Source organism: Gordonia hydrophobica NBRC 16057 (assembly GCF_001592365.1).
Taxonomy (GTDB): domain Bacteria; phylum Actinomycetota; class Actinomycetes; order Mycobacteriales; family Mycobacteriaceae; genus Gordonia; species Gordonia hydrophobica.
This window is the reverse complement of the sequence record NZ_BCWU01000015.1, coordinates 51,981-77,329: the sequence shown is the minus strand read 5'-3', so window position 1 is coordinate 77,329 and position 25,349 is coordinate 51,981. Positions and strand designations below refer to the sequence as shown.

The following is a 25,349-nucleotide window of genomic DNA, read 5'->3' as shown; positions in this document are numbered from 1 at the left end:
TCGACTCGGTGCCGCGGAAGTGGACCTCGCCGGGGCCGACCTCTAGAAGCTGATTCGGTAGCCGTGCGCCCGTAGCGTTCCCTCACAGTCGCTGTGCATACCCGTCCAGGAGAGTGGTCAGGATTCGTGTGAGCCGGGGCTCGGCGTCGACGACGGCGTGCCCCAGGTCGGGATCTCTCTTGTACAGTTCGCGTAGTTCGGTGCCGGGGGCGGCCATCTGCCACAGGGCACCGGCCATCGCGGTTGCGGTCGCAACCAGGTCCCTCGACTGGTCGACGTCTAGGGCGCACACTTCGCGTAGCGTGGCGGCGACCGCGCCCGCGGCGCCGATGGCGGCGAGCTTGAACTCCTTGACCGCAATCATCGACACTCCCCGCTCGAGGTTGAGCGGTACGTGGGCGAGCAAGTCGCAGAACAGCGGTCGCGCGACCAGACTCGATGCGAGCAGGGCCGCCACGCGCTGATGAGGGTCCGAGGCAACCGACCACACTGACCCTCCGGGACCCGCCGAATCCGGGTGGCCTGGTGAATCCGACTCGCTCAGCACGGCGGTAACTTCTGTGGCCCACTGTGCCCACTCGGTTGCAGCCAGACGCAGGAATATCTCCTCGCGGGTTTCGAAGTACCGCAGCATCGTCGACTTGTGCATGCCGACCCCGGCGGCGATGTCTGTGAGGGTGACCGCGCGAACGCCGCGTTCCAGTGCTTGCGTGCGAGCCGATTCCAGGATCGCGCCCTCGCGGAGCTGTTTGGCCTCGTTCGAGCGCGCCCGCTCGAACTGTGGAGTTCCCGTCATGCCATCAAGTTTAGTGCAACATCGTTGCAAAATTAACGCAACGATGTTGTACTAAGATCGAGGGGTCTGTCCATGGCTCCACCCACTGAGAAGGGATCAACTCCCATGACGTCGCAGACCATCGTCATCACCGGCACCTCCAGCGGCTTCGGCCGCATCGCAGTGCGCCGATTCGCCCGAGCAGGCTGGAACGTCGTCGCGACAGTCCGCAAAAGCACCCACCTCGACATCCACGCGGACATCGACGGCGTGACGACGCTTTTGCTAGACGTCGATGACGAGGCCGCAGACCTTGCCTTCGGTGATCTCGCCCACGCACAGTTCGGGAGGATCGACGCGATCATCAACAACGCGGGCTACTTCCAGTCCGGGCCACTGGAGGCGACCACCATGGAGCAGGCGCACCGCCAGTTCCAGACCAACGTCTTCGGGCTGATGGCGCTGAACAAGGCGTTCATCCCGATGTTCCGGACACAGCGGTCCGGCGTCATCGTCAATGTCAGCTCGATCAGCGCCGACGGCGGCTACCCGTACACGTCCGTCTACCAGGCGTCGAAGGCCGCGGTCGCGTCGCTCACCGAGGGGCTGCACGCCGAGCTCGCCGAGTTCGGCGTCCAGGTCAAGGCACTGCATCCGGGCAGCCACGAGACGAAGATCTTCACCAAGGTCGATCGGGCCGAGAACATCCCCGCCGACTACGCGGAATCAGCGGCATTGTTCGCATCGCTCAACCTCGTGCGCTCCGACCCCGCGATCACCGCCGAGATGATGTACCGCATGGCAACCCCAATATGGTCAACCGCAGTACGGCCAGCCCCAATACGGTCAGCAGCAGCCCCCTGCCCAACCCACCGCGGCTCCCGAGGTCAGCCTCTCGAAGGACCGCCCCGTCTCGCTGGTCAAGGGCCAGAAGGTGTCTCTGCGGAAGGAGGGCGGCGTCGATCTCACCCAGATCTGGATGGGACTCGGCTGGGATCCGGTGCCCCGACCCAAGCGCGGCTTCTTCGGCGGAGGCGGCAGCAGCGAGATCGACCTGGACGCGTCGGTCCTGATGTTCTCGCAGGGTCAGTGCGTGGAGACCGTCTACTTCGGTCATCTCAAATCGAAGGATCGGTCGATCATCCACTCCGGCGACAACCTGACCGGTGAGGGCGACGGCGACGACGAGGTGATCTCGGTGAACCTCGCGGCGATCCCGCCGCACGTGGACAATCTCGTCTTCGTGGTCACGTCGTACCGCGGCCAGACGTTCGCCGAGGTGCAGAACGCGTACTGCCGCCTGATCGATCAGAGCACCAACGCCGAGCTCGCCCGCTACACCTTGGCCGGCGGCATGCCGTTCACCGGCGTGACGATGGCCGTCGTCCACCGGGAGGCGGGCACGTGGAAGATGCGTGCGATCGGCGAAGGCTTCAACGGGAAGACGGCGAACAAGGCCATCCCGTTCGTATCGCAGTATCTCGCCTGATCGGAGGTCGACAGCCAGTTCGGAGGTCGATTCCACGACTTCCATTCATCCGAACGGGTGAATTCTTCGTGGCAGGTGAGAGTCCGGCAACCAGTTCCGCTCTCGCCGACTCACACCGGCGTCGCGTAAATCGTGGTCTGCACGGCGTGGACCTGCCAGAATCAGGCGAATCTCTCACGCGAGCTACGGGTGCCGTAGGTGTCGATGTGGTCGATGGCCTCGTCAAGCCCGTCGACGACCTTCATCGCGATGTCGAGCGACAGGTATTCGCGGTGCCAGTCGTCCTCGGTCGCGGGCTCCATGCCGTCTTCGTCGCCGTGGATCACGACACCCTGCGATTGCAGTGCGGACTTCAGCGGGCCGAGGACGTCGGTCGCGGTCGCTGTGTCGACGAGGCCGCGCGCCTGGATGAGCGCGGTGACGCTGTCCCGGCTCGCACTCGGCAGGAGTGCGACGGCGTCGGCGTTGACTCCGTGGGCGGTGAGCGTCTCCCGAAGCACCTCGACGAGGGCTTCGTTCGACATCACCGCCGACGACGAACCGCGCAGCAGAACGGCGTTGCCCGACTTGAACGAGATCCCGAAACCGTCGACGGCCACATTGGGACGTGCCTCGTAGACGAAGCCGACAACACCCAGCGGGACGCGGACCTGCCGCAGATCCAGACCGTTCGGCAGTGTCTTGCCGGACACGATCTGCCCGATCGGATCGGGCAGCGCCGCGACCTGGCGCAGGCCGCCGGTGATGCCCTCGATGCGCTCGGCGGTCAGTCGGAGCCGGTCGACGAGGGACGCTTCGGTGCCTGCCTCCTCGGCGCGGCTGACATCTTCGGCGTTGGCCGCCAGGATGGTCTCGGCCGCGGCGTCGATCGCATCGGCCGCAGCCAACAGGATGACGTCCTTCTGCGCGGTGGTCAGTGTGGCCAGGCCGCGTGACGCCTTCTGGCGGCGGTCCCGAGTCCGGTGACGAGGCCGTGACGTCGATGTCCGTGGGTGCGCTCACTGGGCTACCTTTCGATTGTCAGCGTTTCTAGATGGAGCGTTGATGCACCCGAGGTGCCACCGAGTCACTGCCCCGCTCGCTTGACGCGATTGATGTCCAGCATGAGATCTGCAGGGCTCGGTGGTTGCCCGGCGCGTGCAGACCGTCGATAGGGCTGAGCGCCAATGCCAGGTGTGGTTGCGAGCGCCGATCAGTGAGCGAAGGGCGTGTCAGGTGGTGTGTGTAAGCGGTGATGTTCACTCCTGAAAGGAACTCACCTCGTGACCATCGAAGAGAATGTGGTTGTGGATCAACCTGTTTCGCGTGAAGAACGCCGACGCCGTCAAGCAGCGACCGTCGATCAGCTCGTCGCTTCCGGAGCGTTGGACGGCGTGTTCGCCCAGGTCGACGCCGGCCAGCCGATCGCCGGCGAAGACGGCCTCCTCAACGCCTTGTTGAAGGCCACCCTCGAGCGAGGGCTCAACGTCGAGCTGACCGAGCACGTCGGCTACGAGACTGGTGACGCCGACGCCTCGTCGTTTCCGAACTCACGCAACGGCTACAGCGCGAAGACGCTGGCGACCGAGGTCGGCGATGTGGAGATCAGCGTCCCGCGTGATCGGGACGGCACCTTCACGCCGATGCTCGTGCGTAAGGGGCAGCGCCGCCTCGACGGGCTCGACGGGATGATCGTGTCCCTGTATGCGGGTGGGATGACGATCCGAGACATCCAGCATCACCTGATCTCGACGATCGGCACCGACCTGTCGCACGAGACGATTTCGAAGATCACCGACGAGGTCTCCGACGAAGTGATCACGTGGCAGACCCGCGACCTCGACGCCCTGTACCCGGTCATCTACCTGGACGCGATCGTGGTCAAGATCCGTGACGGCGGGCATGTGATCAACAAGGCCGCGCACATTGCCGTCGGCGTCGACATGGACGGGGTCAAACACGTCCTGGGCATCTGGATCCAGGAGCATGAGGGCGCCAAGTTCTGGGCCGGGGTCTGCGCCGAGCTCCGCAACCGCGGAGTCGCGGACGTGCTCATCGTGTGCTGTGACGGGCTGACCGGGTTCGCTGAGGCCGTGGAGGCCACGTGGCCGCAAGCGACGGTCCAAACGTGTGTTGTGCATCTGATCCGGGCGTCGATGCGGTTCGTCTCCTACACCGACCGCAAAGCCGTCGTGCGCCTGTTGAAGCCGATCTATCAGGCCTCGACCGAGCAGGCCGCCGCCGATGCATTAGACGCGTTCGAAGACTCCGACATGGGGCGGAAGTATCCATCGGCAGTGAAGTCGTTCCGGGCAGCGTGGGACCGGTTCATCCCGTTCCTGACGTTCCCTCCCGAGTTACGGAAGGTCATCTACACGACCAACGCGATCGAGTCGTTGAACTTCCAGCTGCGCAAAGTCACCAAGAACCGCGGGCAGTTCCCCAACGACGCCGCGGCAGTGAAACTGTTGTGGCTGGCCATCTGCAACATCGAGGACAAACGCGCCCGCGAACGCGCCAGGGAACGCGGGAAGAAGGCCGCCGATCGACGAGCCTCCGGACGCCTCGTCGAGGGTGCGGTCACCACGAACTGGAAACGCACTCTCGAACAGTTATCAATGGTCTATCCCGAACGAATCGACCGTCACCTCTAACACGAACACCAGACCGACTTACACAGAAAACTTGACAGGCTCTCACGACGCACCAAGTCGGGGTGGCGCGGCATCCCGGGGTCGGGTTTGGTGGTGCGCACCCGCTTGCTGCGCCGGACACCCTCGATCCCGGCGGCGCGCATCAGCCGGGCGACCTGGTCCCGGCCGATGTCATGGCCAGCACGCCGGGCCGCCTTCCAGATCTTTCGTGCCCCGTAGACGCGGAAGTTGTCCTCCCACAACGCGTAGACGACTGGACCCATCACCTCATCACGCTTCGACCGTGCCGACGGTTTCCGCTTCTTGACCTCGTAGTAGCTGCTCGGGGCCACCTGCAGAACTGCGCAGATGCGCTCGACCCCCAAACGCCGACCCGCGACGACATCATCGCAGTTGGCGTCAATGAACGCGGCTACTTCTTGTGCTGGCGGTCGAGCTCCGCCCCGAAGAAACTCGCAGCTCGCTTCAATATCTCGTTTGCCCGCTTGAGCTCGCGGTTCTCCTGCTCGAGGGCCTTCATCCTCGCCGACTCGCTCGTGCTGACCCCCGCAACGTGGCCCTGGTCGATATCGGCCTGACGCACCCACGAGCGCACAGACTCGGTGCCGTACCCGAGCTGGGTCGCCACTCGCTTCACCGTGCCGTGATCGGTGCCCAGCTCGGCCCGTAGGGTCCTGACCATCCGCACCGCGGAGGCCTTTTCTTCAGAGCTATAGCGACGGGTGGTCGGCTTGTCCGGGTTGGTGTCCTTCGGCATGAGTACATCCTCGTTTCCAAACGATGGAGACTCCAACCAACCCAGTGCGATTCAGTCCAGCAGCGAGAAGGCTGCCGTGAAGTCAGCCACGATTAACCCCACCACCGACACCGCCCTGCCCGACGAGCCGCCGAACGCAGTGACCGCCGGTCTGGACTGGGCCCGCGACGACCACGCCGTCAGCGTGGTCGACGACCGAGGTCGCAAACTCGCCCGGACTATGGTCGAACACACCGCGTCCGGACTGCGCGAACTGCGCACATTCTTGTCTCGTCACCGCGTCCACGAGATCGCGATCGAACGTCCCGACGGACCCGTCGTCGACACCATGCTTTCCGCGGGGTGACGGTGATCGTGATCTCCCTGAACCAGGTCAAGAACCTGCGTGGCCGCTACGGCTCGGCCGGCAACAAGGACGATCGTTTCGACGCCTTTGTGCTCGCCGACACGCTGCGCACCGATCGGGTCCGGTTGCGGGGCACTGATTCCCGACACCGATGCCACTATCGCCCTGCGACGTGCCTGCCGCGCCCGCAAAGACCTGATCAATCACCGTGTGGCCGTTGCCAATCGACTTCGGGCGCACCTGCGCAACGTGCTGCCAGCAGCCGTCGGACTGTTCAAAGACATCGACTCCACGATCAGCCTGGCATTCCTGACCCGCTTCGACACCCAGGACAAGATCGACTGGCTGACCCCGAAACGACTCGGTGACTGGCTCATCAACCAGGGCTACTCCGGCAGGACCGACCCCGCCGTCCTGCACCAGCACCTCGTCGATGCTGCCCCGGAGCCACCGGCACCCACGCGCCCGCCCAGGCCCCGATCACCGCCACGCGGTCCGTATCCTCGCCCGAGCATGGCTGCACATCACCCAGCACTGCTGGCAAGACAACCTTCCCTACGATCCCGCCAAGCACCGCGCACTCCAACAATTCCTCCCTCAAAACGAGGCGGCTTGACATAGGGATTCTCATGCCAGGAGGTCCAGCACGGTCGAGGCCTCGTTACCGGAAAGTACGTACTCCTCGGCTTTACGAAGGTGCTTGTTCCACAGAGCCGAAGCCCCGTCGACATCGCCCTTCTTGATGAGATCGAGCACCATAGTGTGGGTCTTGCTGGCGCGGCGCAAGGCGCTCGCAGCCGGCACGCCCGCGGTAGGCTGCATGGTCCGGTTGGCCTTCTCGATGATGTGATGGAGCATCTCGCTCATCATCTGCATGGACACGTTCCCGGTAAGACGTGCGATCGCGGCGTGAAAGTCCGTACTGATGTCGATCGCATCTCGCCCCTGCGCCGCTTGCGCCTCCCGCGCAACGATCTCCTCGAGTTCGGCGATGGCCTTCTTCGGCCGCCGTCTGGCGAGGTCGGCGACCATCGGAGTCTCGAGGGCGGCACGTGCCTCATAGACATCCTTGAGGCTGACGCCCTCGTACTCCAGAATCAGTCCCGCATAACGCGCGAGCGTCTCACGATCGGGCCGCGACACCCGCGCACCGCCGTGCACCCCGCGCCGTATCTCGATCAGCGACTCCGACTCGAGCACCCGGAACGCCTCGCGCAGCGTAGGCCGTGACACCCCGAACTGCGCCATCAACTCCGATTCCGGCGGGAGCATGGTCCCCTCGGGGATCTCGCCACGGATGAACTGGCGCCGCAGCTCCGCTGCCACGCGGTCCGCCATCTTAGGCTCGCGCAAGTTAGTCACCTTCATGGTCAGTCCCTTCACTCAGATCCCCCTGAAGCCCGGGGGCGTGCGACACAGGTCGGAAGATCGTTAACTGTTTGCACTTTACCGAGTGGCGTGGGGAACCACGGCACTCTGTGGCCGCGACGTGAGTCACCCCGATCAAGCCGGACCACACCGCTCGGCCGATGACCCGACAAATCGGTGACCCGGGCTCAAGTTTTTGCTGCAATTCGTTAAACATCTATCTACACTCGAGCAAGTTGGTCGTTTGAGCCCCGGCGACGTCGCCGGGGCCCGCAGAAGGGAAGAACTATGTCCGACATCCTTGCCGGAATCCGTGTCGTCGAACTCGCCGCTTGGACCTTTGTGCCCGCCGCCGGTGCCGTCTTGGCCGACTGGGGCGCCGATGTGATCAAGGTCGAGCACCCGGAGACCGGAGATCCGCAGCGAGGCCTGATCAACTCCGGCATCGTGGCCGGTGGAGACTCCGTCAATCACTTCATCGAACAACCCAATCGGGGAAAGCGCAGCGTCGGCATCGACACGAGCAGCCCGGAGGGCCTCGAGGTGCTGATGCGGCTCATCGAGACGGCCGACGTCTTCATCACCAACCTCTTGCCGGACTCGCGCCGCCGCATGGGGGTCGATGTCGACGCCGTGCGTGCCCGGAATCCGCGCATCATCTACGCCCGTGGCCATGGGTACGGAACCAAGGGCGAGCAGTCCGAGCGTGGCGGCTACGACCTGGCCGCCTATTGGTCTCGCGGAGGCATCGCTGACGCCTTGGTATCGTTCGACGGCGGCTACCCTCCGGTGCAACGGCCCGCTTTCGGTGACGTGTATGCCGGATTCGCCATCGCATCGGGCGTCGTCGGCGCACTGTTCAAGCGGGAGCGGACCGGGGAGACCTCGGTGGTGGATGTCTCGCTCCTCAACAGCGCGATCTGGCAGCTCGGTCCCGACGTCGTCGGCGCCGGAGTGATCGGCGGCGACATCCCCAAGTACGACCTGGCTGAGATGCCCAACCCGGTCGCAAACATGTATCGCACCCGGGACGGTCGATTCCTGGCATTCGTCCTCTTGCAGTCCGACCGATTCTGGGCGGACTTCTGCACCCGTATCGGCCGGACCGACCTGATCGACGATGAGCGATACGCCAACGCCGGGGCGCGGTTCCAGAATCGCGCTGCTTGCACTGTCGAACTGCGCAGTACATTCGAGTCCGAGGATCTCGCCCATTGGGAGAAGGCCTTCGAGGGCTTCGACGGTGTCTGGGATGTCTTGCGAACCGCCCACGAATTGCACTCCGACGCCCAGGTGCAGGCCAACGGCTATCTGCCGCGGACCACCGACGCCAACGGCAACGAGTTCGCGCTCGCCGCGAGCCCGGTTCAGTTCGACGAGGTGCCGGTCGAGGTCACCCGCGCCCCCGGCCACGGTGAGCACACCGATGCGATCCTCACCGACATCGGTTACACCGAGGAAGAACTCATCAATCTCAAGGTGAGCTCGGCGATCCTGTGAATCGCGACCAGGTCGCGGCCCTTCCAGTTCCCGCAATCAGCATCGATTCGCTCGAGTTCTGGAAGTCCGGCAGCGACGGCCAGCTCAGGATCACCCGCTGCGACGACTGCCAGTTGTGGATCTACCCGCCCAAGCCGATATGCCGGCGATGTCGCAGCCAAGCGGTCTCGTACGAGCCGGTGCAAGGGCGTGGCCGGATATTCAGCTACACCATCAGTCGTCAGCAGTTCCTGCCGGGGGTGAGCGACCCGTATGCCATCGCGGTGGTCACCCTCGACGAGGATCCGGATCTGCGGATGACGGCCCGCGTCGTCGCCGACGACTTGACCCGGCTGCACATCGGTATGCCGGTGACGATCGAATTCGAGGAGCGCAACGACATGTGGATACCCGTTGTCGCACCCACCGGAGAGGAGGACCCGCAGTGAAGGGCATCTCAGCGTCCATCACCGGCGTCGGCCAATCTGCGGTGGGACGGCGCCTCGGCCGCTCACCGCTGGACCTGACCACCGAGGCGGGGCTCGACGCCATCGCCGACGCGGGACTGACTCCAGCCGACATCGACGGAATCGCCACATGGCCGGGCGAGTTCAGCCCGTCACCCGGATTCTCCGGAGTTGGTGCCTTTGAGCTGAAGGACGCACTCGGCCTCGACCTCGCCTGGTTCTCGGGCGGGTTCGAGACCTCCGGACAACTCGGTGCGATTGTCAACGCCGCGATGGCGGTGTCGATAGGTCTGGCCAACCATGTCCTGTGCTATCGCACAGTCTGGGAGACCACCGCCCAGGGCATCGTCGCGATGCAGCAGTCGAGCGGCGTGGGTAAGGCATCGACCGTCGCTGCCGCGGGTGCCCCGGTCTCGGGCATGCTGCAGTACCTCGCACCGCACGGGGCAGTCAGTGCGACACATTGGGCCGCACTGCTCGCCGCGCGCCACATGTACGTCCACGGCACCACCCGCAGCCAACTCGGCGCGCTCTCGGTCAACCAGCGGGCCAATGCCGCACTCAACCCTAAAGCGGTGCTGCGCGAAGCCATCGACCTCGACGACTATCTGAATGCGCGGATGATCTCCGAGCCGCTGTGCCTGCTCGACTGCGACATCCCGGTCGACGGCAGCACCGCGGTGATCGTCTCGCGATCGGACGCGGCCACGGGTAAGAACGCTCCGATCACTATCGAGTCGATGGGCACCGCACTGTCGAGCCGTCCGTACTGGGATCAGTCCGACGACGGGACCACCATGTGCGCGGTCGATGCGGGACGGCAACTGTGGCAGCAGACCGATCTCCGCCAGGACGACGTGGACATCGCCCAGATCTACGACGGGTTCACGATTCTCACCATCATCTGGCTGGAAGCACTCGGATTCTGTCAGCGCGGGGAAGGTGGCCCGTTCGTCGCCGAACCCGGGAGAATCTCCCGCGACGGCCGGCTGCCACTCAACACCGGGGGCGGACAGCTCTCGGCGGGTCGCCTGCATGGCTTCGGCCACCTCCACGAGGCGTGCACGCAGCTGTGGGGGCGCGGAGCAGAGCGTCAGGTGGCCGGCGACCCAGAGGTCGCGGTTGTCGCCGCGGGTGGTGGCGACCTCGCGGGCGCATTGCTTCTGTCCCGCTCTCGCTAATCGCTCAACTCGACACCGCCGACCCCGAACGACTCATCCGGCCGGGTACAGGTCAGGACGGCAGCAGCGCCTGACCCAGCAGCCAGAACGGCCCCAAGTCGTCGGGGTCGGCTCTGTCCCTATACCTTTATATAAATATCTCTATTAGTCTGAGATGCGACCCGAGAGAAGAGCATGAAACGGACCATCTTCGAGCCCGAGCACGAGCAGTTCCGCCAAACAGCGCGGTCCTTCTTCGAGACCTACTGTGTGCCCCATGTCGACGAGTGGGAGAAGCAGGGGCATAGTGACAAAGCCCTATGGAAGGTCGCCGGGGAGCTCGGACTCCTCGGCTGGGAGATGCCCGAGAAGTACGGCGGCACGGGCACCATCGACTTCCGCTTCAACGCCGTGCTGAACGAAGAGATGTACGGCACAGGCACTACCGGAATCGGCTTCGGCGTCCAGAACGACATCCTGTCCGGATACTTCCGGGACCTGACCACCGAAGACCAGAAGAAGCGGTGGCTGCCCGGATTCATCTCCGGTGACATCGTGACTGCGATCGCGATCTCCGAACCCGGCGCCGGATCCGATGTCGCTCACGTCGCCACCAGCGCTCGGCGCGACGGAGACCACTTCGTCATCAACGGCGCCAAGACCTTCATCAGCAACGGGCTGCTCGCCGACCTGTTCGTCGTCGTGTGCCGCACCGATCCGGATGCCGCAGCCCCACACAAGGGGCTGAGCCTGATCGTCGTCGAGGCCGATACCCCCGGGTTCGTCAAGGGCCGGAAGCTCGATAAAATCGGGCAGCGGTCCGGCGACACTCTGGAACTCAGCTTCACCGATGTCCGAGTGCCGGTGGAGAACCTGATGGGAGAGGAGAACCGTGGCTTCTATCATCTGATGCGCAACCTGCCGGCCGAACGCCTGGGCATCGCGATCATCGCCTGCGCTCAGGCGGGACGGGCGCTCACTCTCACCCAGGCCTACGCTCACGACCGGAAAGCCTTCGGTTCACCCATTGGAAACTTCCAGGTCAACCGGCACGCGTTGGCAGCGATGTCTGTCGAGCGGGAGGTCATGCAGCAGTATCTCGACCAGGCCACGATGGGGGTCGTCAACGGCACGCTCACCGCACAAGAAGCCGCAGGCGCCAAATGGTGGTGCACCGAGACCCAGTGGCGAATCCTGGATCGCTGCCTGCAGCTGCACGGCGGATACGGCTACATCAACGAATATGAGATCGCCCGGCTATGGCGCGACGCGCGCGTTCAGCGCATCTACGGCGGCACCAGTGAGATCATGCTTGACCTCGTGGGGCGCGACATGGGCTTCTGAGCCCGCCATTCACAAGTAACGAAACACCAAGGAGCACCAAATGACAGTCACCAAGTTTCAGGGAGCGTCGGCCATCGTCAGCGGCGGCGCCGGCGGCCTCGGCGAGGCCGCGGTCCGTCGACTTCACAGCGAAGGCCTCGGCGTGGTCATCGCCGACCTGGCCGAGGAGAAGGGCAAGGCGCTCGCCGACGAACTCGGCGAGCGGGCCACCTTCGTCTCCACGGACGTGACCGACGAGAACAGCATCAACGGCGCCATCACCGCAGCCAATGAGCTGGGGCGCCTGCGCTACGGCGTTGTCGCACACGGTGGATTCGGAGTGGCGCAGCGCATCGTCGGCCGTGACGGCTCCCCGGCGGATCTCGGGGGATTCGAAAAGACCATCTCGCTCTACCTGACCGGCACCTACAACATCACCCGTCTGGTGGCGGCCAATATCGCGGCAGCCGATCCCCTCGAAACCGGTGAGCGCGGCGCCCTTGTGTTGACCGCCTCCATCGCCGGCTATGAGGGGCAGATCGGCCAGTCGGCCTACGCCGCAGCCAAGGCCGGGGTCATCGGACTGACCCTGGCCGCCGCACGCGACCTGAGCTCTGCGGGCATCCGCGTCAACACCATCGCGCCCGGCACCATGCGCACCCCGATCATGGAGTCGGTCGGCGAAGAGGCGATCGCCAAGTTCGCTGCGAACGTACCCTTCCCCAAGCGCCTGGGCACCCCGGAGGAGTTCGCCGATGCTGCGACCTTCTTCCTCGAGAACGGCTACGTCAACGGTGAGGTCCTCCGTCTCGACGGTGCCCAGCGGTTCATGCCCAAGTAGACCGACAAAATGCGAAGAGACACGACACGGCCGGTGAGAGGAGTCACCCGATGAAGTTCACCATGACGTATCCCTCCGAGGAGGAGAACGCCGCCGAGGGTTTCCTTGACCCGGCCGTGCTCGCGTCCCTGGGCGGTCTCGCCGAAAGCTCCGGCTTCGATGGGATCGCGCTGAGCGAGCACCCGGCGCCCTCGGCCAAGTGGCGTGCCAGCGGTGGACACGACACCCTCGACCTCGCGGTAGCCCTCGGGTTTCTGAGCGCCGCGACCAGCCGGATCCGGCTTCAGTCCCTCCTGTACGTGCTGCCGTTCCACACTCCATATCTGGCGGCCAAGGCTCTCACCACCATCGACATCCTGTCCGGCGGACGGCTGATCGCCGGCGTCGGGGCGGGTTACCTCCGGTCCGAGTTCTCGGCCCTCGGCGTTCCTTTCGAGGACCGGGCAGCGCTGCTTGACAGCCACCTCGACGCCCTGGTCAAGATCTGGACGACCCCGGCCGAGCCCGTCTCGGGACCTGACTTCACCGCGGTCGGGCCGATGTGGTTGCAGCCGCCCGAACAACGGCCCTACCCACCCATCTGGATCGGCGGCAATAGTGCCGCGGCGCGGCGGCGGGTGGTGGCACACGGAAACGGCTGGTGCCCGATCATCGCTCCGCCCTCGATGTCGGCATCGATCCGCACCAGCACGATCGAGGATGTGCCCGCACTGAGCCGGGCGATTCGAGCGCTGTCCGATGATCTCGAACGTGCCGGGCGAGACCCGTCATCCGTCGATATTCAGGTCGAGGCACCCCTGATCGACGCCGACGACCCCGCCGCCGTCCGGCGCGGGCAGGAACAGATCGAGGAATTGGCCGCCGCCGGGGTCACCTGGCTGATCGTCCACCTCGACCCCTCCTCGCCGCAGGCCGCCGAGCAATCTCTGCTCGCTTACGGACAGAATGTCATCGCGCCGCAGCGCGCTGGAACGAAAGAGACTCCCCATGTCGGCTGAAAGCCGCAGATCCATCGACGTGCCCCGGTCCCGGACCGCCATTCTCTGCGTCGAATGCCAGAACGGCGTATTGGGTCCGGACCCTGTTCTACCCGGCCTCGCCGACGGTGTCGGCCCTCTGGTCGACAACCTCGCACGGCTGCTCGGTACGGCTCGCGCGCAGGGTATCCCGGTGGTCCACGCGACCTTCGAGGGCCATCCGGCCGGCGCCACCGAGGTCGGCACCGCACGGATCTGGGGGCTGCTGAGCTCGGCGACCCGACACTGGTCCCCCGGACACGACGAGGTCGCTGTACTGCCTTCTCTGAGCGATCCACGTGATCTCGTGGTGCCCCGCCACCATGGCCTCTTTCCCACTCTGGACACAGAGCTCATCCCCGTCCTCAAGAGCCTGGGTGTGGATTCCGTGGTGCTGACCGGGGTGTCACTGAACATCGCGATCTCGTTCACCGCCGCTCACCTCGGCCAGTCCGGCCTGCGAGTCGTGGTACCTCGGGATGCGGTGGGCGGCACGCCCCAAGAATTCACCGAGCTGGCCCTGAAACACTCAGTCGCCATGTTGGCGCAGCTGAGCTCCGTCGATGAGCTCATCGACGGATGGTCTGCCACGCCTGACTCCGCCGGGCAGTAAGAACCGTCCGGCGATAACCCGGGCGCGAGCAGACGCCCGTTGACAGCGTCGATCTGGAGGTCTTCATCATCACTACCGCGCCCCTGACAGTCGGCGACATCGTCGTCGACAACGCGACCCGTTTTCCCGATCAAGCCGCCTACATCGCCGGCGAACGGGTACGGACCCATCGCGAACTCTACGACCGTGCGCGTTCGCTGGCCGCAGCACTCGAATCGCGTGGCGTGCACCGGTCCGATCGGGTCGCCGTCTATGGCCGGAACTCGATTGAGTTCGGCGAAGTCCTCGCGATGGGGCAGATCAGCGGCATCGTGGTCGCCACCGTCAACTTCCGGCTCAGCCCGGTCGAGGTGACGTCCATTCTCGCCGACTCGACACCGCGGGTTCTGTTCGTCGATGCCGATCTGCTCACCACCGTGGCCGATCGGCTGCCCGACGACATCGAGGTCGTGTGCCTCGATCCGAGTGCCGGCGTACCGCCGCAGGGCGTCCCCACCTTCGACGAGTTCGTCACCTGCACCAGCGAAGAACCGGTGTCACGCGCACGCGCCACTGATATCGCTTGTCTCATCTACACCAGCGGAACCACCGGCCGCCCCAAAGGCTGCATCGTCGGCCAGGACGGGCTGCGGGAGATCGCGTTCATCCTCACCAACGAGATGCGATTGGGTTCGCAGGACCGGCAGCTGTTGGTGATGCCCATGTTCCACATCGGGGCGATGGCCATCGGGCTCGCAGCACATGCACGCGGGGCGACGGTGGTCCTGCACCGAGGGTTCGACACCGCCGAGACCCTGCAGTCCGTCGTCGATCACGGCATCACTGCGCTGCACCTGGCCCCCACCATGCTGCAAGAACTGGTCCGGGCGGCGCGGGACTCACCGGCCGCACTGCGCGGAATACGGGTGGTGGTCTACTCCGCCGCACCGATCACCGCCGACAACCTGGCCGCCGCGATGGCCGCCATGCCCGACGCCGGCTTCACCAACATGTATGGCCAGACCGAGGTCATCACCTCCGGGTTGCCCTTCGAATTCCACGACCGGGACGGCAGTGCACTCGCTGAACGGCGGCTGTCCTCAGTCGGACTGCCGTTCCCGGGCAACCGCGTCCGCATCGTCGACGATGCCGGGCATGAAGTCCCCACCGGCGAGTCCGGGGAGATCATCGTCTGGAGCGCCACCGCATTCCGCGGATACTGGAACAACTCCGCGGCCACCGCCGACACACTGCGCGACGGGTGGTGCCACACCGGCGACGTCGGCGTCCTCGATGACGACGGACTGCTGCACATCGTCGACCGCAAGAAGGACGTGGTCATCTCCGGTGGCGAGAACGTGTACTCACTCGAGGTCGAGGATGCGATCTCCGACCATCCCGATGTCGCCGAATGCGCGGTGATCGGAACGCCGGACGATCGGTGGGGCGAGGCGGTCACCGGAATCATCGTCTCGCAGGCGGGAACGGAATTCGATCCGGACGCGCTACGGAGCTTCCTTCGAGATCGCCTCGCAGCGTACAAGATCCCGAAGCGGTTCTTCCCCGTCCCGGAGTTGCCGAAGATGGCCACCGGAAAGATCGACAAGAAGGCACTGCGGGTGGAGTTCTCGCGACCAGCCGAGTGAGTGAATCTCTTCTGTGGCCGCCGGTGATCACCGGCGGCCACAGTGCTGCGAGGGACCTGCCGCAGACCGGGGCGACTCCTGCGCGTTCACTGAAAAGCCGCCGACTCCGGCCCACCTCGATGGTGGACCGGAGTCGACGGCGATAGTACCGGCACACGGACTGCCTGGCGCCTGCCTGCAGCCCGCCGCGCTCAGACGGTGGCGAGCTCTGCGGGGTTGCGGACCGGCAGACCCAGGAAGCGACGGGCATTGTCGCCCATGAAGTCGTAGGTCCGCTTCTCGTCCATGCCCTCGGCGTAACGCCAGTAGCCCTTCGGCTCTACCAGGCCCTCCGGATGCGGGAAGTCCGAGCCGAACATCACCCGGTCCCAGCCGACCGTGTTGACCACGTCCTCAACCGAGCCCTCCCAGAACGGGCTGACCCAGATGTTGCGTTTGAACACATCGATCGGGTGCTCGGGGAACGCCTGCGGCATCTTCTTGTAGAAGTCGTCGAAATCATGGAACAGCGGGTCCAGCCAGGCCGAGCCGTTCTCGATACTGGCCACACGCAGTTTCGGGAAGCGGGTGAAGGTGCCGTGCGTGATGAGGCTGGTGATCATGTCGGTGATCTCCCGGTGCCCCAATGCGATCCACCGGAACGCGCTCATCTCGGTGAACACGTCACTGTTCGGCGGCTCCCACTGGTTGATGTAGTCGTCCAGCGGCGGCTGGCTGGCGTGCAGCACGACCGGAAGGCCCGCGGCCTCGACCTCTTTCCAAAACGGATCGAACTCGGGAAGTGCCGGGCTGCGCCACCCCTTCCAACTCCGCACCGGGGCCGGCTTGATGAGGATGACCTTCGCGCCGTTGTTGAGCACGTACTCGAGCTCCTTGAGAGCTTCGTCGAGCAGGCCCAGATTGATCACCGGCGTCATGAACAACCGGTTCTCGTGGGTGAATCCCCAGGTCTCGAGCATCCACTGATTCAGAGCGTGGATCATGGCACTGCACAGCTCCGGGTCCTCACTCGCCGAGTGCTCGACGAGATTGGCCAGCGTCGGATACACCAGGGCCTCCGACACCCCCTGCTTGTCGAGTTCGACGATGCGCGGCTCCGGCGCGCGGAAAGACGGAGTAGCCTCCATCACCCGCTCCCGAGCCATCTGGGAGAGGGTCTTGCCTTCGTGATTCTCCGCGGCGAAGAACGCCTCCCAGGCACCGGGGGCGGCCACCTTGTCGAATGTCGGGTTCGGAATGTAATCACGGATCTTGCCCAGGATCGAGATCCGGGTCTGGTGGCCGACCTTGAGGAAATTCACCGCGGACTTGTACTTCTCCGGGAGATATTTGGTCAACGCCTCCGGCGTCTCGTACATGTGCTGATCGGCGTCGAAGATCGGCGCGTCTTTGAACTGCTCATCGGTCATGGGTCACTCCATCGTGGGTGGGAATGTGGACCAGCTCGCACCTGCGTGGCTGCTGTCTTCGACGATAGCCCGTCTTTGACGCAACTGTCAAGTTTCGCGTCGACGCCCCCTACCTCGGTGACGTGAAACCTCCATGCACCCCACTTCGTCCGGCATTATTGCCAAAACCCTCCCGCTAGACGTTTACGTCAAGTTAGCGAGTAGAGTGGGCGAACGTCCGGCCGTGGCCGGCGTATCCCGCATCCATCGAGAGGCCGGCCAACCGCCAAGGAGAGACCGTTGACATCAGATACGCAGCTTCCCCCACCATCGGCCACAACCACCGACGACTCGTTGGCGCACTTGGGGCCACGGGCGCTCCGCGCACGCGAGGCGATCCTCGACAGCACTCGCAAGCTGTTTCTGGAACGCGGCTACGCCGGCACTCGCATCAACAACATCACCGACGCATGTGGGGTGTCCCGAGCGGGCTTCTACACCTACTTCAAGGACAAGATGGAAGTCATCGAGGTCCTCGGCCGCGATGCGTACCGCGATTGCATGACCGTGGTCTCCGAGTGGGACACCCTGCCGAGACCTGCGTCCTTCGATGACGTCCGCACCTGGGTTACCCACTACATGCGGTTCATGGACGAGCACGGCGCGTTCATGAACGCATTGGCCGAGGCGGGCCCGACCGACGAGGAGTTCCGGGCGACCGCACAACGGCTCGTGATGCGGACCGCTTTCCTTCTCGGGGTGTCGCTGCGGAGCAGACAGGTTGAGCCCACGCATGCCCCCGAGGCACTCGGTCTCAGCGTGGTGTCGATGATCGAGCGCACTTGGACCCAGATTCACGTACGCTCGCTGCCGATCAATCCCGAGGACATCGTGGACACCATCGCGCAGCTCATCTGGAATCTACTGGACGCCGGCACCACCAGCGACGGGTGACGTCGAGCGGCCACGCAGGGCACCCGATCCGAGAGCATCGATTGCACGGGCCCTCCCGTCGCCATCGCGAACTCAGATCGGCCTGGATCCCTGGGTGTACACAGCATCGCGACACGGCCCGACCTTTCGGCCGGGCCGCGTCAGAGAAACCCCTGTGCGCGCTGCAGCCGAGACTCAGCTGCGCTCGTTGGAGAGGATCGTCACCGCCGATACCGCGGTGGGACCGCCTATGTTGTGCGCCAGTCCGATACTCGCTCCGTCCACCTGGTTCTCGGCCTCGCCACGCAACTGGTTGAACAGCTCGTAGCACTGCGCGACACCGGTGGCCCCCGGCGGATGCCCCTTGGCCTTGAGCCCGCCACTGGGATTGATCGGGATCGACCCCCCGACGTAGTTCTCGCCGCTCTCGACGAGCTTGTAGCCTTCGAAACGATCGGCGAAACCGAGGTCCTCGTAGCTGATCAGTTCCACACCGGTGAAACAGTCGTGGACCTCCGCGACATCGATATCACCAGGTGTCACCCCAGCCATCGACATGGCGGCCGCCGCAGCCTTGACCGTCGGCGGGAAAGTGGTCATGTCGCGCTTGTGCTGATGCATCACCCGATCCATCCCAAGCCCGACGCCGCGCACCCACACCGGCTTGTCGGTGTACCGGTCCACTACATCCTCCGAGGCCAAGATGACTGCGGCGGCACCGTCGCTCTGCGGAGTGCAGTCGTAGAGGCCGAACGGCTCCACCACCATCGGCGCGGCGAGCGCCTGCTCGACGGTGATCTCGTAGCGCAGTTGCGCTTTCGGGTTCTTAAGCGCGTGGAAGTGGTTCTTCACCGCGATCCTCGCGAGATGCTCTTTGGTGGCTGGGGATTCGTGGAGGTAGCGGTTGACGTGCAACGCGAAGTTCGCCGGCGCCACCAGCCCGAGCGGGTAGTCCCACGCCGTATCCCGGGTCATCGCCGCCCACTCCCAGAAAGTGGCGGCCGACGCCGTCTCGCGTACCTTGTCCGCCCCGACCACGAGCACGACGTCGTAGAGGCCGGAACCGATGGCGATTGCCGCGTTGCGAATCGCGTCATTTCCTGTGGCACACGCATTCTCGACACGAGTCACCGGAATATCGAGAAGATCCAGGGTGTCTGCCAGAATTCCCGACGGAAAGCCGTCGGTGGTCGAAAGCTCACCGAACCACGCGGCCTCGATCTCCGACTTGTCAATGCCTTTGTCGATGTGCGAGACACAGTCGGCATAGGCCATCGGGATCAGGTCCTTGATCCCGAGGTCGAAGTGCTCAGCGAACGGTGTCATACCCGCACCGACTATTGCCACCGGCCTCATCGTGCGACCTCCTTCTCTGGGGCGGTTTGTGCTGCGGAATCAGCCGACGACGCGGCGGTCTCGGCGGGTAGGTCGGGCCAGAAGGCGTAACCGTAGTCGGGGACACCGGCGCGGACCGCGACACGGCGCATGACGACCTTCCCGGGCCGGCCCACCTCCACCGTCCCGGCCACCGCGGCGGTGACCTTGAGCAATACGCGAACCGGACTGTCATCGAGTGCGACCACGGCCAGCGTGTACGGGCTCGGCAGGTCCGGTACCGGGATCCGGATCGTGGTGTGGGTGTACACGGTGCCGGTACGCGGCAGCGGCTCGAGCCGGTAATCGTCGGCGAGTTTCCCAGTGGCACCGACCCGCGCCCGCGGCGGGAACAGCGGGGCGCTGTCGATACCGGGCGCCTCGTCGAACACGGCCGCCTCCCAGCGGAGTTTGGGTTCGAAGGCACGAGCATAGGCAGCTAGCGAGATCGGAATACCGTTCCCGTCCGCAGTGCGGGTCCGTGGCAACTCGCCGATGAGAGCCTCCGACCGCGCCACTACGGCGGAGCCCTTCCCGGGATCGAGAACAGCCGCCGAAGCACTCGCCTGTTCCACGGCGACCACCCCACCGGCGAGGGGCGCACTCACCTCCAGAATCGCGGCGATCACGCGGATCACCCCAGAGGCAGACTGCGCCGCATCGGTCGCGGCACCATCGGACACGGCCAGTGCACCGAGGTCCTTGGGCTTCGCACCGGCGATCGCCACCACCGGCAGCGCGGGGTCGAGTCCCAGCCGGTCGACGGCCGTCTTGAGGCCGACCTCGCGATCGAGCCTCGGGTCACCGTAGACATGACGAACGCCGTCGGAGGCGCGCGCCGTTACCGGCAGGCTGCCGGTGCGACGAGCGATCCCGTCGATGCCGACGCCGGAATCTCCGGTCAGCAGTGCAGACGCACCGACTGTCGCGCTCAGGTCGGCGCCGATGATCAGAGTGCCGGGCTCGGCGCCGACGATCTGGTCGAGCACCGCCGGGCCACCACCGAGCACTTCGACGACGGGGGTGTCGGCCGGCAACGCGAGACCGGCCAGCAGGACAGCGCCGTTTCCGCCCTCGAGCAGAGGGAAATCCCGACTGACCAGGACCACCCGGGCGGCACGCGCGTCGGGATCGGCCACGCGGCCAGCGGCTACGGCCATGGTCAGCGCATCTTCATCGGGTCCTGCCACCCGCCGTCCGGCCACTTCCCAGGGTGGCAGGTAGGTACCTATCGATCGAATCTCACTCATTCAGCAGCTCCTCGCCTCGACTTCTTCTTGGGCGTTACGCTAATACGATATACATTTATAGCATTACGTTGCGTCGATGGAGGAAGAGAGATGACTGTGGTGAGCGCTTTCGAGTCTCTGACCGTCAGTGAACCCGAGCTGTTGTCGCTGCGCCACGAGGTCCGCGACTTCCTCGAACACGACCGGCAGAGCCACGGGTGGCGACCGATCGTCGACAGCTGGATGTCGGGATGGGACGAGGCCTTCAGCAGGCGTCTTGCGGACGCCGGTTTCACCGGCGTCACCGTCTCACCCGAGTACGGCGGTCGGGGACTCGGATTCCTGCACCGGTATGTCATCGGGGAGGAATTGATCGCCGCGGGTGCGCCGGTGGCCGCCCACTGGACGGCCGACCGACAGGTCGCGCCCAGTCTGGAGAGCTACGGCACCGAGGAGCAGAAGCGGGAGCTGTTGCCCCGGATCGTGGCGGGCACGCTGTACTCGGCGATCGGGATGAGCGAGCCGGAGGCCGGTTCCGACCTCGCTGCGGCCACCACCCGCGCGACGCGCACCGATGGTGGATGGCTGCTCAACGGACGCAAGGTGTGGACCACCGGCGCCCATCGTGCCCAGCAGATCGTGGTCTTCGCGCGGACCAGCCCGCTCGACACGGCGCACCGCCACGCTGGGTTCAGTCAGTTCATCGTGCCCATCGACTCGCCCGGACTCCTCGTCGAACCGATCGTCACCATCGATGGTCTCCATCATTTCAACGAAGTGGTCTTCACCGATGTGGAGATCTCCGACTCCGCGGTGTTCGGCGCGATCGGCAACGGCTGGACGCAGGTGACCTCAGAACTGTCCTTCGAACGCAGTGGCCCCGACCGGATACTGTCCACCGCCGCCGTCATCGACGCCACTTTGCATGCCGTCGATGCCACAGCTGACACCGCACTGACCGCGGGACACCTCGCAGCGAAGTTCCTCTCTCTGCGCCAACTATCGGTGTCGGTGGCCGGCGCCTTGGCCGACGGTCGCGATCAGGCCCTGCGGGCGGCGCTGGTCAAAGATCTCGGAACGCAGTTCGAACAGGATTCAGTAGACACCGCGTCTGACCTTCTCGAGGACCTCCCCCCTGACCAAGACCTCACCGCCCTGGTCACCGCCGGAAGGACCCACCGGCCGATGTTCACCCTGCGCGGTGGGACCAATGAGATCCTGCGCGGCATGGTGGCGAAAGGAATGACGGCACAGTGAGCACATCGACGCGAACCCCGACCCCACTGACCTCATGGCTGGCCGGTGGCGTGTTGGAACCGGGGACGATCGACGACGAGCTGACCGATCTTCGGGCACTGGTGGCCGACCTCGCTGATCGTCACCCCGCCGACGGGGCCGCCGACCGACACGCCGGCATCACACTCAACCGGCCGTTGTGGAACGCCCTCTCCGAGGCCGGACTCAACGAGCTGATCGGCGCACCCGATCTCGGCAGCGGTCCCGGTGAGGTCGCCGTCGTCCTCTACGGCTTGGCCAGGCGGGGCGCGTCGACACCCCTCGCCGAACACGACCTCATCGGGTCGTGGCTGGCCGCCACCGCCGGAATCCCCCTTCCCGGTGGGATCACCACCGTGGCGGTCACCTCCATCGATGGCGCATCCGAGACCGCAGGCCGCGTGCACTCCGGGCAGTCGTCGCAGGTCCCGTGGGCGGAGGAGGCCGACCACGTTCTCGTGGCGATCCGCCGACCGCAGGGCACCGCCGTCGGGCTCCTCGGGTCCCCGCTGATCACACCCGGCCAGAATCTGGCCGGCGAGTCACGTGGGCGGGTGGAGTTCACCATCAGCGACGACGCCCTGCACGTGCTCGCGCCCTCGATCGGCGACGAGATCGTCTACCGGGGTGCGTGGGCCCGCTGTATCCAGATCATCGGGGCACTCGACGCGGTGGCGACCCTCACCGTCGCTCATACCCGGGAACGCACACAGTTCGGCCGTCCGCTCACCGCCTTCCAGGCCGTCGCGCAGTCGTTGGCACAGATGGCCGGCGAGATCGAACGTGCGCGCGCAGCAACCACTCTTGCCGTCGCCGCGGCCGCCGAGTTCGGTTTCGGCGCGGACCGCACCAAGCACGCGATCACCTTGGCGAAGGTGGTTACCGGGCAGGTCGTCGGACCGGTCTGCGCCATCGCGCATCAACTCCACGGCGCGCTCGGCGTGACGGCGGAGTATCCGCTCGGGCGCACCACTCTGCGCGCGCAGGGATGGGTCGACGACTATGGTGGCACCAGGTCCTACGCGCGTAGCCTCGGTCGATTCGCCCTCGCGAGCGACGGGCTGTCCGATCTGATCGAGTCGTATCTGATCAGCCCCTGACCGATCCGCCCACGCGGGCCGTTTCACCTGTAATCCCCGTTTCCCACACCACGCCCACAAGATGGACACCAAGGAGTGAACACCATGGACAACCCCGCCTGCCCGGAACTGCTGATCGAGTCGCGTGGCCCGATCCGCATCGTGACCCTCAACCGGCCGGAGGCGTTCAACGCGACCAGTGAACCACTGCATGATGCGTTGGTGGCGGTCTGGCGGTACCTGGCCGAGGATGTCGATGCACGGGCGATCGTGCTGACCGGCGCCGGCAAGGCATTCAGCGCGGGCGGCGATTTCCATCACTTCGTCGAGCTGTGGGACGACAAGCCCGCACGCCGTAAGGAGATCGACAGCGCCGGCCACCTGGTCCGGGAGATGCTCGAATGCCCGCTCCCGATCGTCGCCGCGGTCAACGGACCCGCCGTCGGCCTCGGCGCCAGCCTCGCCGCATGCAGTGACATCGTCCTGATCGCCGAGTCAGCGTACCTGTCGGATCCCCATGTCGGGGTGGGCCTGACTGCCGCTGATGGTGGCGCTCCGACGTGGCCGCTGCTGATGAGCATGTTGCGCGCCAAGGAGTATCTCCTCACCAGTGCCCGCATCCCCGCGGCCCAAGCGGTCGAGGTCGGGCTGGCCAATCGTGTCGTGGCCGACGGCACTGTCGTCGACGAGGCGATCGCCCTGGCCGAGAAGATCGCGGCCGCACCTCCTCAGGCGGTGCAGTCGACGAAGCGCGCATTGAACATCCACCTCAAGCGTGCGGTCACCGGAGTGATCGAGTACGCACTGACCGAGGAGTACGCCTCGTTCGACACCCCTGAGCATCGTGCACTCGTCGAATCCTTCCTCGAGCGCAGCAAGAACAAGTCCACTCGGGAGTAGTCACCTCGGCGGCGAGATCAGGCCCGACTGACCGTCCCAAGAGTCGACCGACCCAACGCGAATACCCGGTGGCCAGAGAACTGGCCACCGGGTATTCGTTTCACGTCACTGCGGTATCAGTACCCCATAGCGCGGCCCATGAGGTCCTTCATGATCTCGGTGGTACCGCCGTAGAGCCGCTGGACACGCGAGTCCCGCCACAACCGGGCGACCTCGTACTCGTTGATGTAGCCGTATCCGCCGTGCATCTGCAGACACCGATCGACGATGGCCCACTGAATCTCCGAGGTCCACCATTTCAGGCCGGCCGCGTCCTCGTCGGTGAGGATCCCCTCGTTGGCGGCGAGCACGCACTGATCGAGATAGACCTGCGCCGCATCGAGCTGGGTCTGCATCTCCACGATCGCGTGCCGGTTGACCTGAAACTTGCCGATCGGCTGACCGAATGCTTCGCGGTCCAGCGCATACTGCTTCGTCAGATCCAACGCGCGGCGGGCCATCGGCAGCGCATACGTGGCGATACCGAGACGTTCGGTGGGCAGGTGCGACACCAGGTGATAGAAGCCGCGGTTCTCCTCGCCCAGCAGATTCTCCTTCGGCACCACGACGTCGTCGAAGAACAACTCGGCCGTGTCGGCGGAGAACTGGCCGATCTTGTCGAGCTTGCGGCCACGGGTAAAGCCCTCCATCCCGTCTTCGATGACCAGCAAGCTTATGCCCTTGTGCCGGGGCGCACTCGAATCGGTCTTGACCGCGGTAACCACCAGACTCGACAGCAGCCCGTTGCTGATGAAGGTCTTCTGTCCGTTGACGATCCAATGGTCGCCCATGTCCTTGGCGGTGGTCTTGATCCCCGCGAGATCCGACCCGGCGGCAGGCTCGGACATCGCGATCGAGCAGATGTACTCGCCCGAAATCACTTTGGGCAACCAGCGCTTCTTCTGCTCTTCGGTGGTGAGGTCGGCCAGATAGGGAACGATGATGTCGTTCTGCACGCCGAGCCCGATGCCGACCGCACCGGCAGCGAACATCTCCTCGGAAACGATCTGGTTGAACCGGTAGTCCGTCACTCCGAGGCCGCCGTACTCCTCGGGCAGTGCCCATCCGATCAGCCCGTGCTCGCCGGCCGAGCGCCACGCCTCGCGACTGACCTTGCCGTCCTTCTCCCACTCTTCCGAGTGAGGAGCGCAATCCCGCTCGAAGAACTCCCGGGCCGTCGCCCGGAAGTCGTCATGTACCTCGTCGAATATGCTCCTGCGCATAGGTATGTCCTTCCTGT

At 65.2% G+C, this 25,349-nt stretch carries 22 protein-coding genes and 3 pseudogenes; 17 read left to right on the top strand and 8 right to left on the bottom strand.

Annotation, left to right across the window (positions count from 1 at the left end):
• Positions 1-82: 82 nt before the first annotated feature.
• Positions 83-796 (bottom strand): TetR/AcrR family transcriptional regulator, encoded by a 714-nt coding sequence (locus GH2_RS19565; RefSeq protein ID WP_066172038.1) that lies wholly within the window; start codon positions 794-796, stop codon positions 83-85.
• A gap of 72 nt (positions 797-868) precedes the next feature.
• Between GH2_RS19565 and GH2_RS22225 the strand changes: the two are divergent.
• Positions 869-1,450 (top strand): annotated as a pseudogene (locus GH2_RS22225) (SDR family NAD(P)-dependent oxidoreductase); the annotation flags it as partial.
• Between the two features lie 259 nt (positions 1,451-1,709).
• Positions 1,710-2,264 carry a TerD family protein gene (locus GH2_RS21450; protein ID WP_372434604.1) on the top strand — a complete coding sequence of 185 codons (555 nt, stop codon included), beginning with the start codon at positions 1,710-1,712 and terminating at the stop codon, positions 2,262-2,264.
• Between the two features lie 188 nt (positions 2,265-2,452).
• Here the strand turns inward: GH2_RS21450 and GH2_RS19550 are convergent.
• Positions 2,453-3,208 (bottom strand): annotated as a pseudogene (locus tag GH2_RS19550) (aldehyde dehydrogenase family protein); the annotation flags it as partial.
• A gap of 342 nt (positions 3,209-3,550) precedes the next feature.
• On the opposite strand from GH2_RS19550, the gene GH2_RS19545 reads away from it, so the two are divergent.
• The gene (locus GH2_RS19545) at positions 3,551-4,897 is read left to right on the top strand and encodes an IS256 family transposase (protein ID WP_372434605.1); all 1,347 of its coding nucleotides are present in this window, start codon (positions 3,551-3,553) and stop codon (positions 4,895-4,897) included.
• A 41-nt stretch (positions 4,898-4,938) separates the two neighbouring features.
• Here GH2_RS19545 and GH2_RS21445 read toward each other — a convergent pair.
• Positions 4,939-5,654: pseudogene (locus GH2_RS21445) on the bottom strand (IS3 family transposase); the annotation flags it as partial.
• Between the two features lie 76 nt (positions 5,655-5,730).
• Between GH2_RS21445 and GH2_RS22070 the strand changes: the two are divergent.
• Complete coding sequence (locus GH2_RS22070) at positions 5,731-6,000, top strand: IS110 family transposase (RefSeq protein ID WP_239589153.1); 270 nt, start codon at positions 5,731-5,733, stop codon at positions 5,998-6,000.
• The gene (locus GH2_RS22065) at positions 5,997-6,368 is read left to right on the top strand and encodes an IS110 family transposase (protein ID WP_307825501.1); all 372 of its coding nucleotides are present in this window, start codon (positions 5,997-5,999) and stop codon (positions 6,366-6,368) included. The genes GH2_RS22070 and GH2_RS22065 overlap by 4 nt, the downstream gene beginning before the upstream one ends.
• 259 nt (positions 6,369-6,627) lie before the next feature.
• Here GH2_RS22065 and GH2_RS19525 read toward each other — a convergent pair whose 3' ends face one another.
• A complete protein-coding gene (locus GH2_RS19525; protein ID WP_066172031.1) occupies positions 6,628-7,368 on the bottom strand; it encodes a FadR/GntR family transcriptional regulator in 741 nt (246 codons plus the stop codon).
• Positions 7,369-7,656: 288 nt separating this feature from the next.
• Here GH2_RS19525 and GH2_RS19520 point away from each other — a divergent pair, with 288 nt between their 5' ends.
• The 8 genes from GH2_RS19520 to GH2_RS19485 all read left to right on the top strand — a co-directional run bounded on the left by GH2_RS19520 (position 7,657) and on the right by GH2_RS19485 (position 15,892).
• Positions 7,657-8,868, top strand: coding sequence for a CaiB/BaiF CoA transferase family protein (locus GH2_RS19520; RefSeq protein WP_066172029.1), 1,212 nt, complete (start codon positions 7,657-7,659; stop codon positions 8,866-8,868).
• The gene (locus GH2_RS19515; protein WP_066172027.1) at positions 8,865-9,296 is read left to right on the top strand and encodes a Zn-ribbon domain-containing OB-fold protein; all 432 of its coding nucleotides are present in this window, start codon (positions 8,865-8,867) and stop codon (positions 9,294-9,296) included. Before GH2_RS19520 ends, GH2_RS19515 begins: the two co-directional genes overlap by 4 nt.
• Entirely contained in the window at positions 9,293-10,495 is a 1,203-nt protein-coding gene (locus tag GH2_RS19510) for a thiolase family protein (RefSeq protein ID WP_066172025.1), read from the top strand. Before GH2_RS19515 ends, GH2_RS19510 begins: the two co-directional genes overlap by 4 nt.
• A gap of 174 nt (positions 10,496-10,669) precedes the next feature.
• Positions 10,670-11,818 carry an acyl-CoA dehydrogenase family protein gene (locus GH2_RS19505; protein ID WP_066172023.1) on the top strand — a complete coding sequence of 383 codons (1,149 nt, stop codon included), beginning with the start codon at positions 10,670-10,672 and terminating at the stop codon, positions 11,816-11,818.
• Between the two features lie 40 nt (positions 11,819-11,858).
• Positions 11,859-12,638, top strand: a complete 780-nt coding sequence (locus tag GH2_RS19500) for an SDR family oxidoreductase (protein ID WP_066172022.1) — start codon at positions 11,859-11,861, stop codon at positions 12,636-12,638.
• A 50-nt stretch (positions 12,639-12,688) separates the two neighbouring features.
• Positions 12,689-13,636: a TIGR03619 family F420-dependent LLM class oxidoreductase gene (locus tag GH2_RS19495; RefSeq protein WP_066172020.1), complete on the top strand. Its 948-nt coding sequence runs from the start codon at positions 12,689-12,691 to the stop codon at positions 13,634-13,636.
• Positions 13,584-14,267, top strand: a complete 684-nt coding sequence (locus GH2_RS19490) for a cysteine hydrolase family protein (RefSeq protein WP_239589152.1) — start codon at positions 13,584-13,586, stop codon at positions 14,265-14,267. Before GH2_RS19495 ends, GH2_RS19490 begins: the two co-directional genes overlap by 53 nt.
• Positions 14,268-14,320: 53 nt before the next feature.
• Positions 14,321-15,892, top strand: coding sequence for an AMP-binding protein (locus GH2_RS19485; protein ID WP_307825502.1), 1,572 nt, complete (start codon positions 14,321-14,323; stop codon positions 15,890-15,892).
• 191 nt (positions 15,893-16,083) lie between these two features.
• On the opposite strand, the gene GH2_RS19480 is transcribed toward GH2_RS19485, so the two are convergent.
• Complete coding sequence (locus tag GH2_RS19480) at positions 16,084-17,301, bottom strand: amidohydrolase family protein (protein ID WP_066172014.1); 1,218 nt, start codon at positions 17,299-17,301, stop codon at positions 16,084-16,086.
• A 279-nt stretch (positions 17,302-17,580) separates the two neighbouring features.
• Between GH2_RS19480 and GH2_RS19475 the strand changes: the two genes are divergently transcribed.
• Complete coding sequence (locus tag GH2_RS19475; protein WP_066172011.1) at positions 17,581-18,234, top strand: TetR/AcrR family transcriptional regulator; 654 nt, start codon at positions 17,581-17,583, stop codon at positions 18,232-18,234.
• 174 nt (positions 18,235-18,408) lie between these two features.
• Here GH2_RS19475 and GH2_RS19470 read toward each other — a convergent pair whose 3' ends face one another.
• Complete coding sequence (locus GH2_RS19470; protein ID WP_066172009.1) at positions 18,409-19,569, bottom strand: thiolase C-terminal domain-containing protein; 1,161 nt, start codon at positions 19,567-19,569, stop codon at positions 18,409-18,411.
• Positions 19,566-20,837: a Zn-ribbon domain-containing OB-fold protein gene (locus GH2_RS19465; RefSeq protein WP_066172007.1), complete on the bottom strand. Its 1,272-nt coding sequence runs from the start codon at positions 20,835-20,837 to the stop codon at positions 19,566-19,568. The genes GH2_RS19470 and GH2_RS19465 overlap by 4 nt, the downstream gene beginning before the upstream one ends.
• Positions 20,838-20,927: 90 nt before the next feature.
• Here GH2_RS19465 and GH2_RS19460 point away from each other — a divergent pair, with 90 nt between their 5' ends.
• The 3 genes from GH2_RS19460 (at position 20,928) to GH2_RS19450 (ending at position 24,070) form a co-directional block, all read left to right on the top strand.
• Complete coding sequence (locus GH2_RS19460; protein ID WP_174545367.1) at positions 20,928-22,073, top strand: acyl-CoA dehydrogenase family protein; 1,146 nt, start codon at positions 20,928-20,930, stop codon at positions 22,071-22,073.
• On the top strand, positions 22,070-23,191 hold the full coding sequence (locus GH2_RS19455) for an acyl-CoA dehydrogenase family protein (RefSeq protein ID WP_244885440.1): 1,122 nt from the start codon (positions 22,070-22,072) through the stop codon (positions 23,189-23,191). Before GH2_RS19460 ends, GH2_RS19455 begins: the two co-directional genes overlap by 4 nt.
• Positions 23,192-23,275: 84 nt before the next feature.
• Entirely contained in the window at positions 23,276-24,070 is a 795-nt protein-coding gene (locus GH2_RS19450; protein WP_066172063.1) for an enoyl-CoA hydratase/isomerase family protein, read from the top strand.
• Positions 24,071-24,186: 116 nt separating this feature from the next.
• On the opposite strand, the gene GH2_RS19445 is transcribed toward GH2_RS19450, so the two are convergent.
• The gene (locus tag GH2_RS19445) at positions 24,187-25,332 is read right to left on the bottom strand and encodes an acyl-CoA dehydrogenase family protein (protein ID WP_066172005.1); all 1,146 of its coding nucleotides are present in this window, start codon (positions 25,330-25,332) and stop codon (positions 24,187-24,189) included.
• Positions 25,333-25,349: the final 17 nt, after the last annotated feature.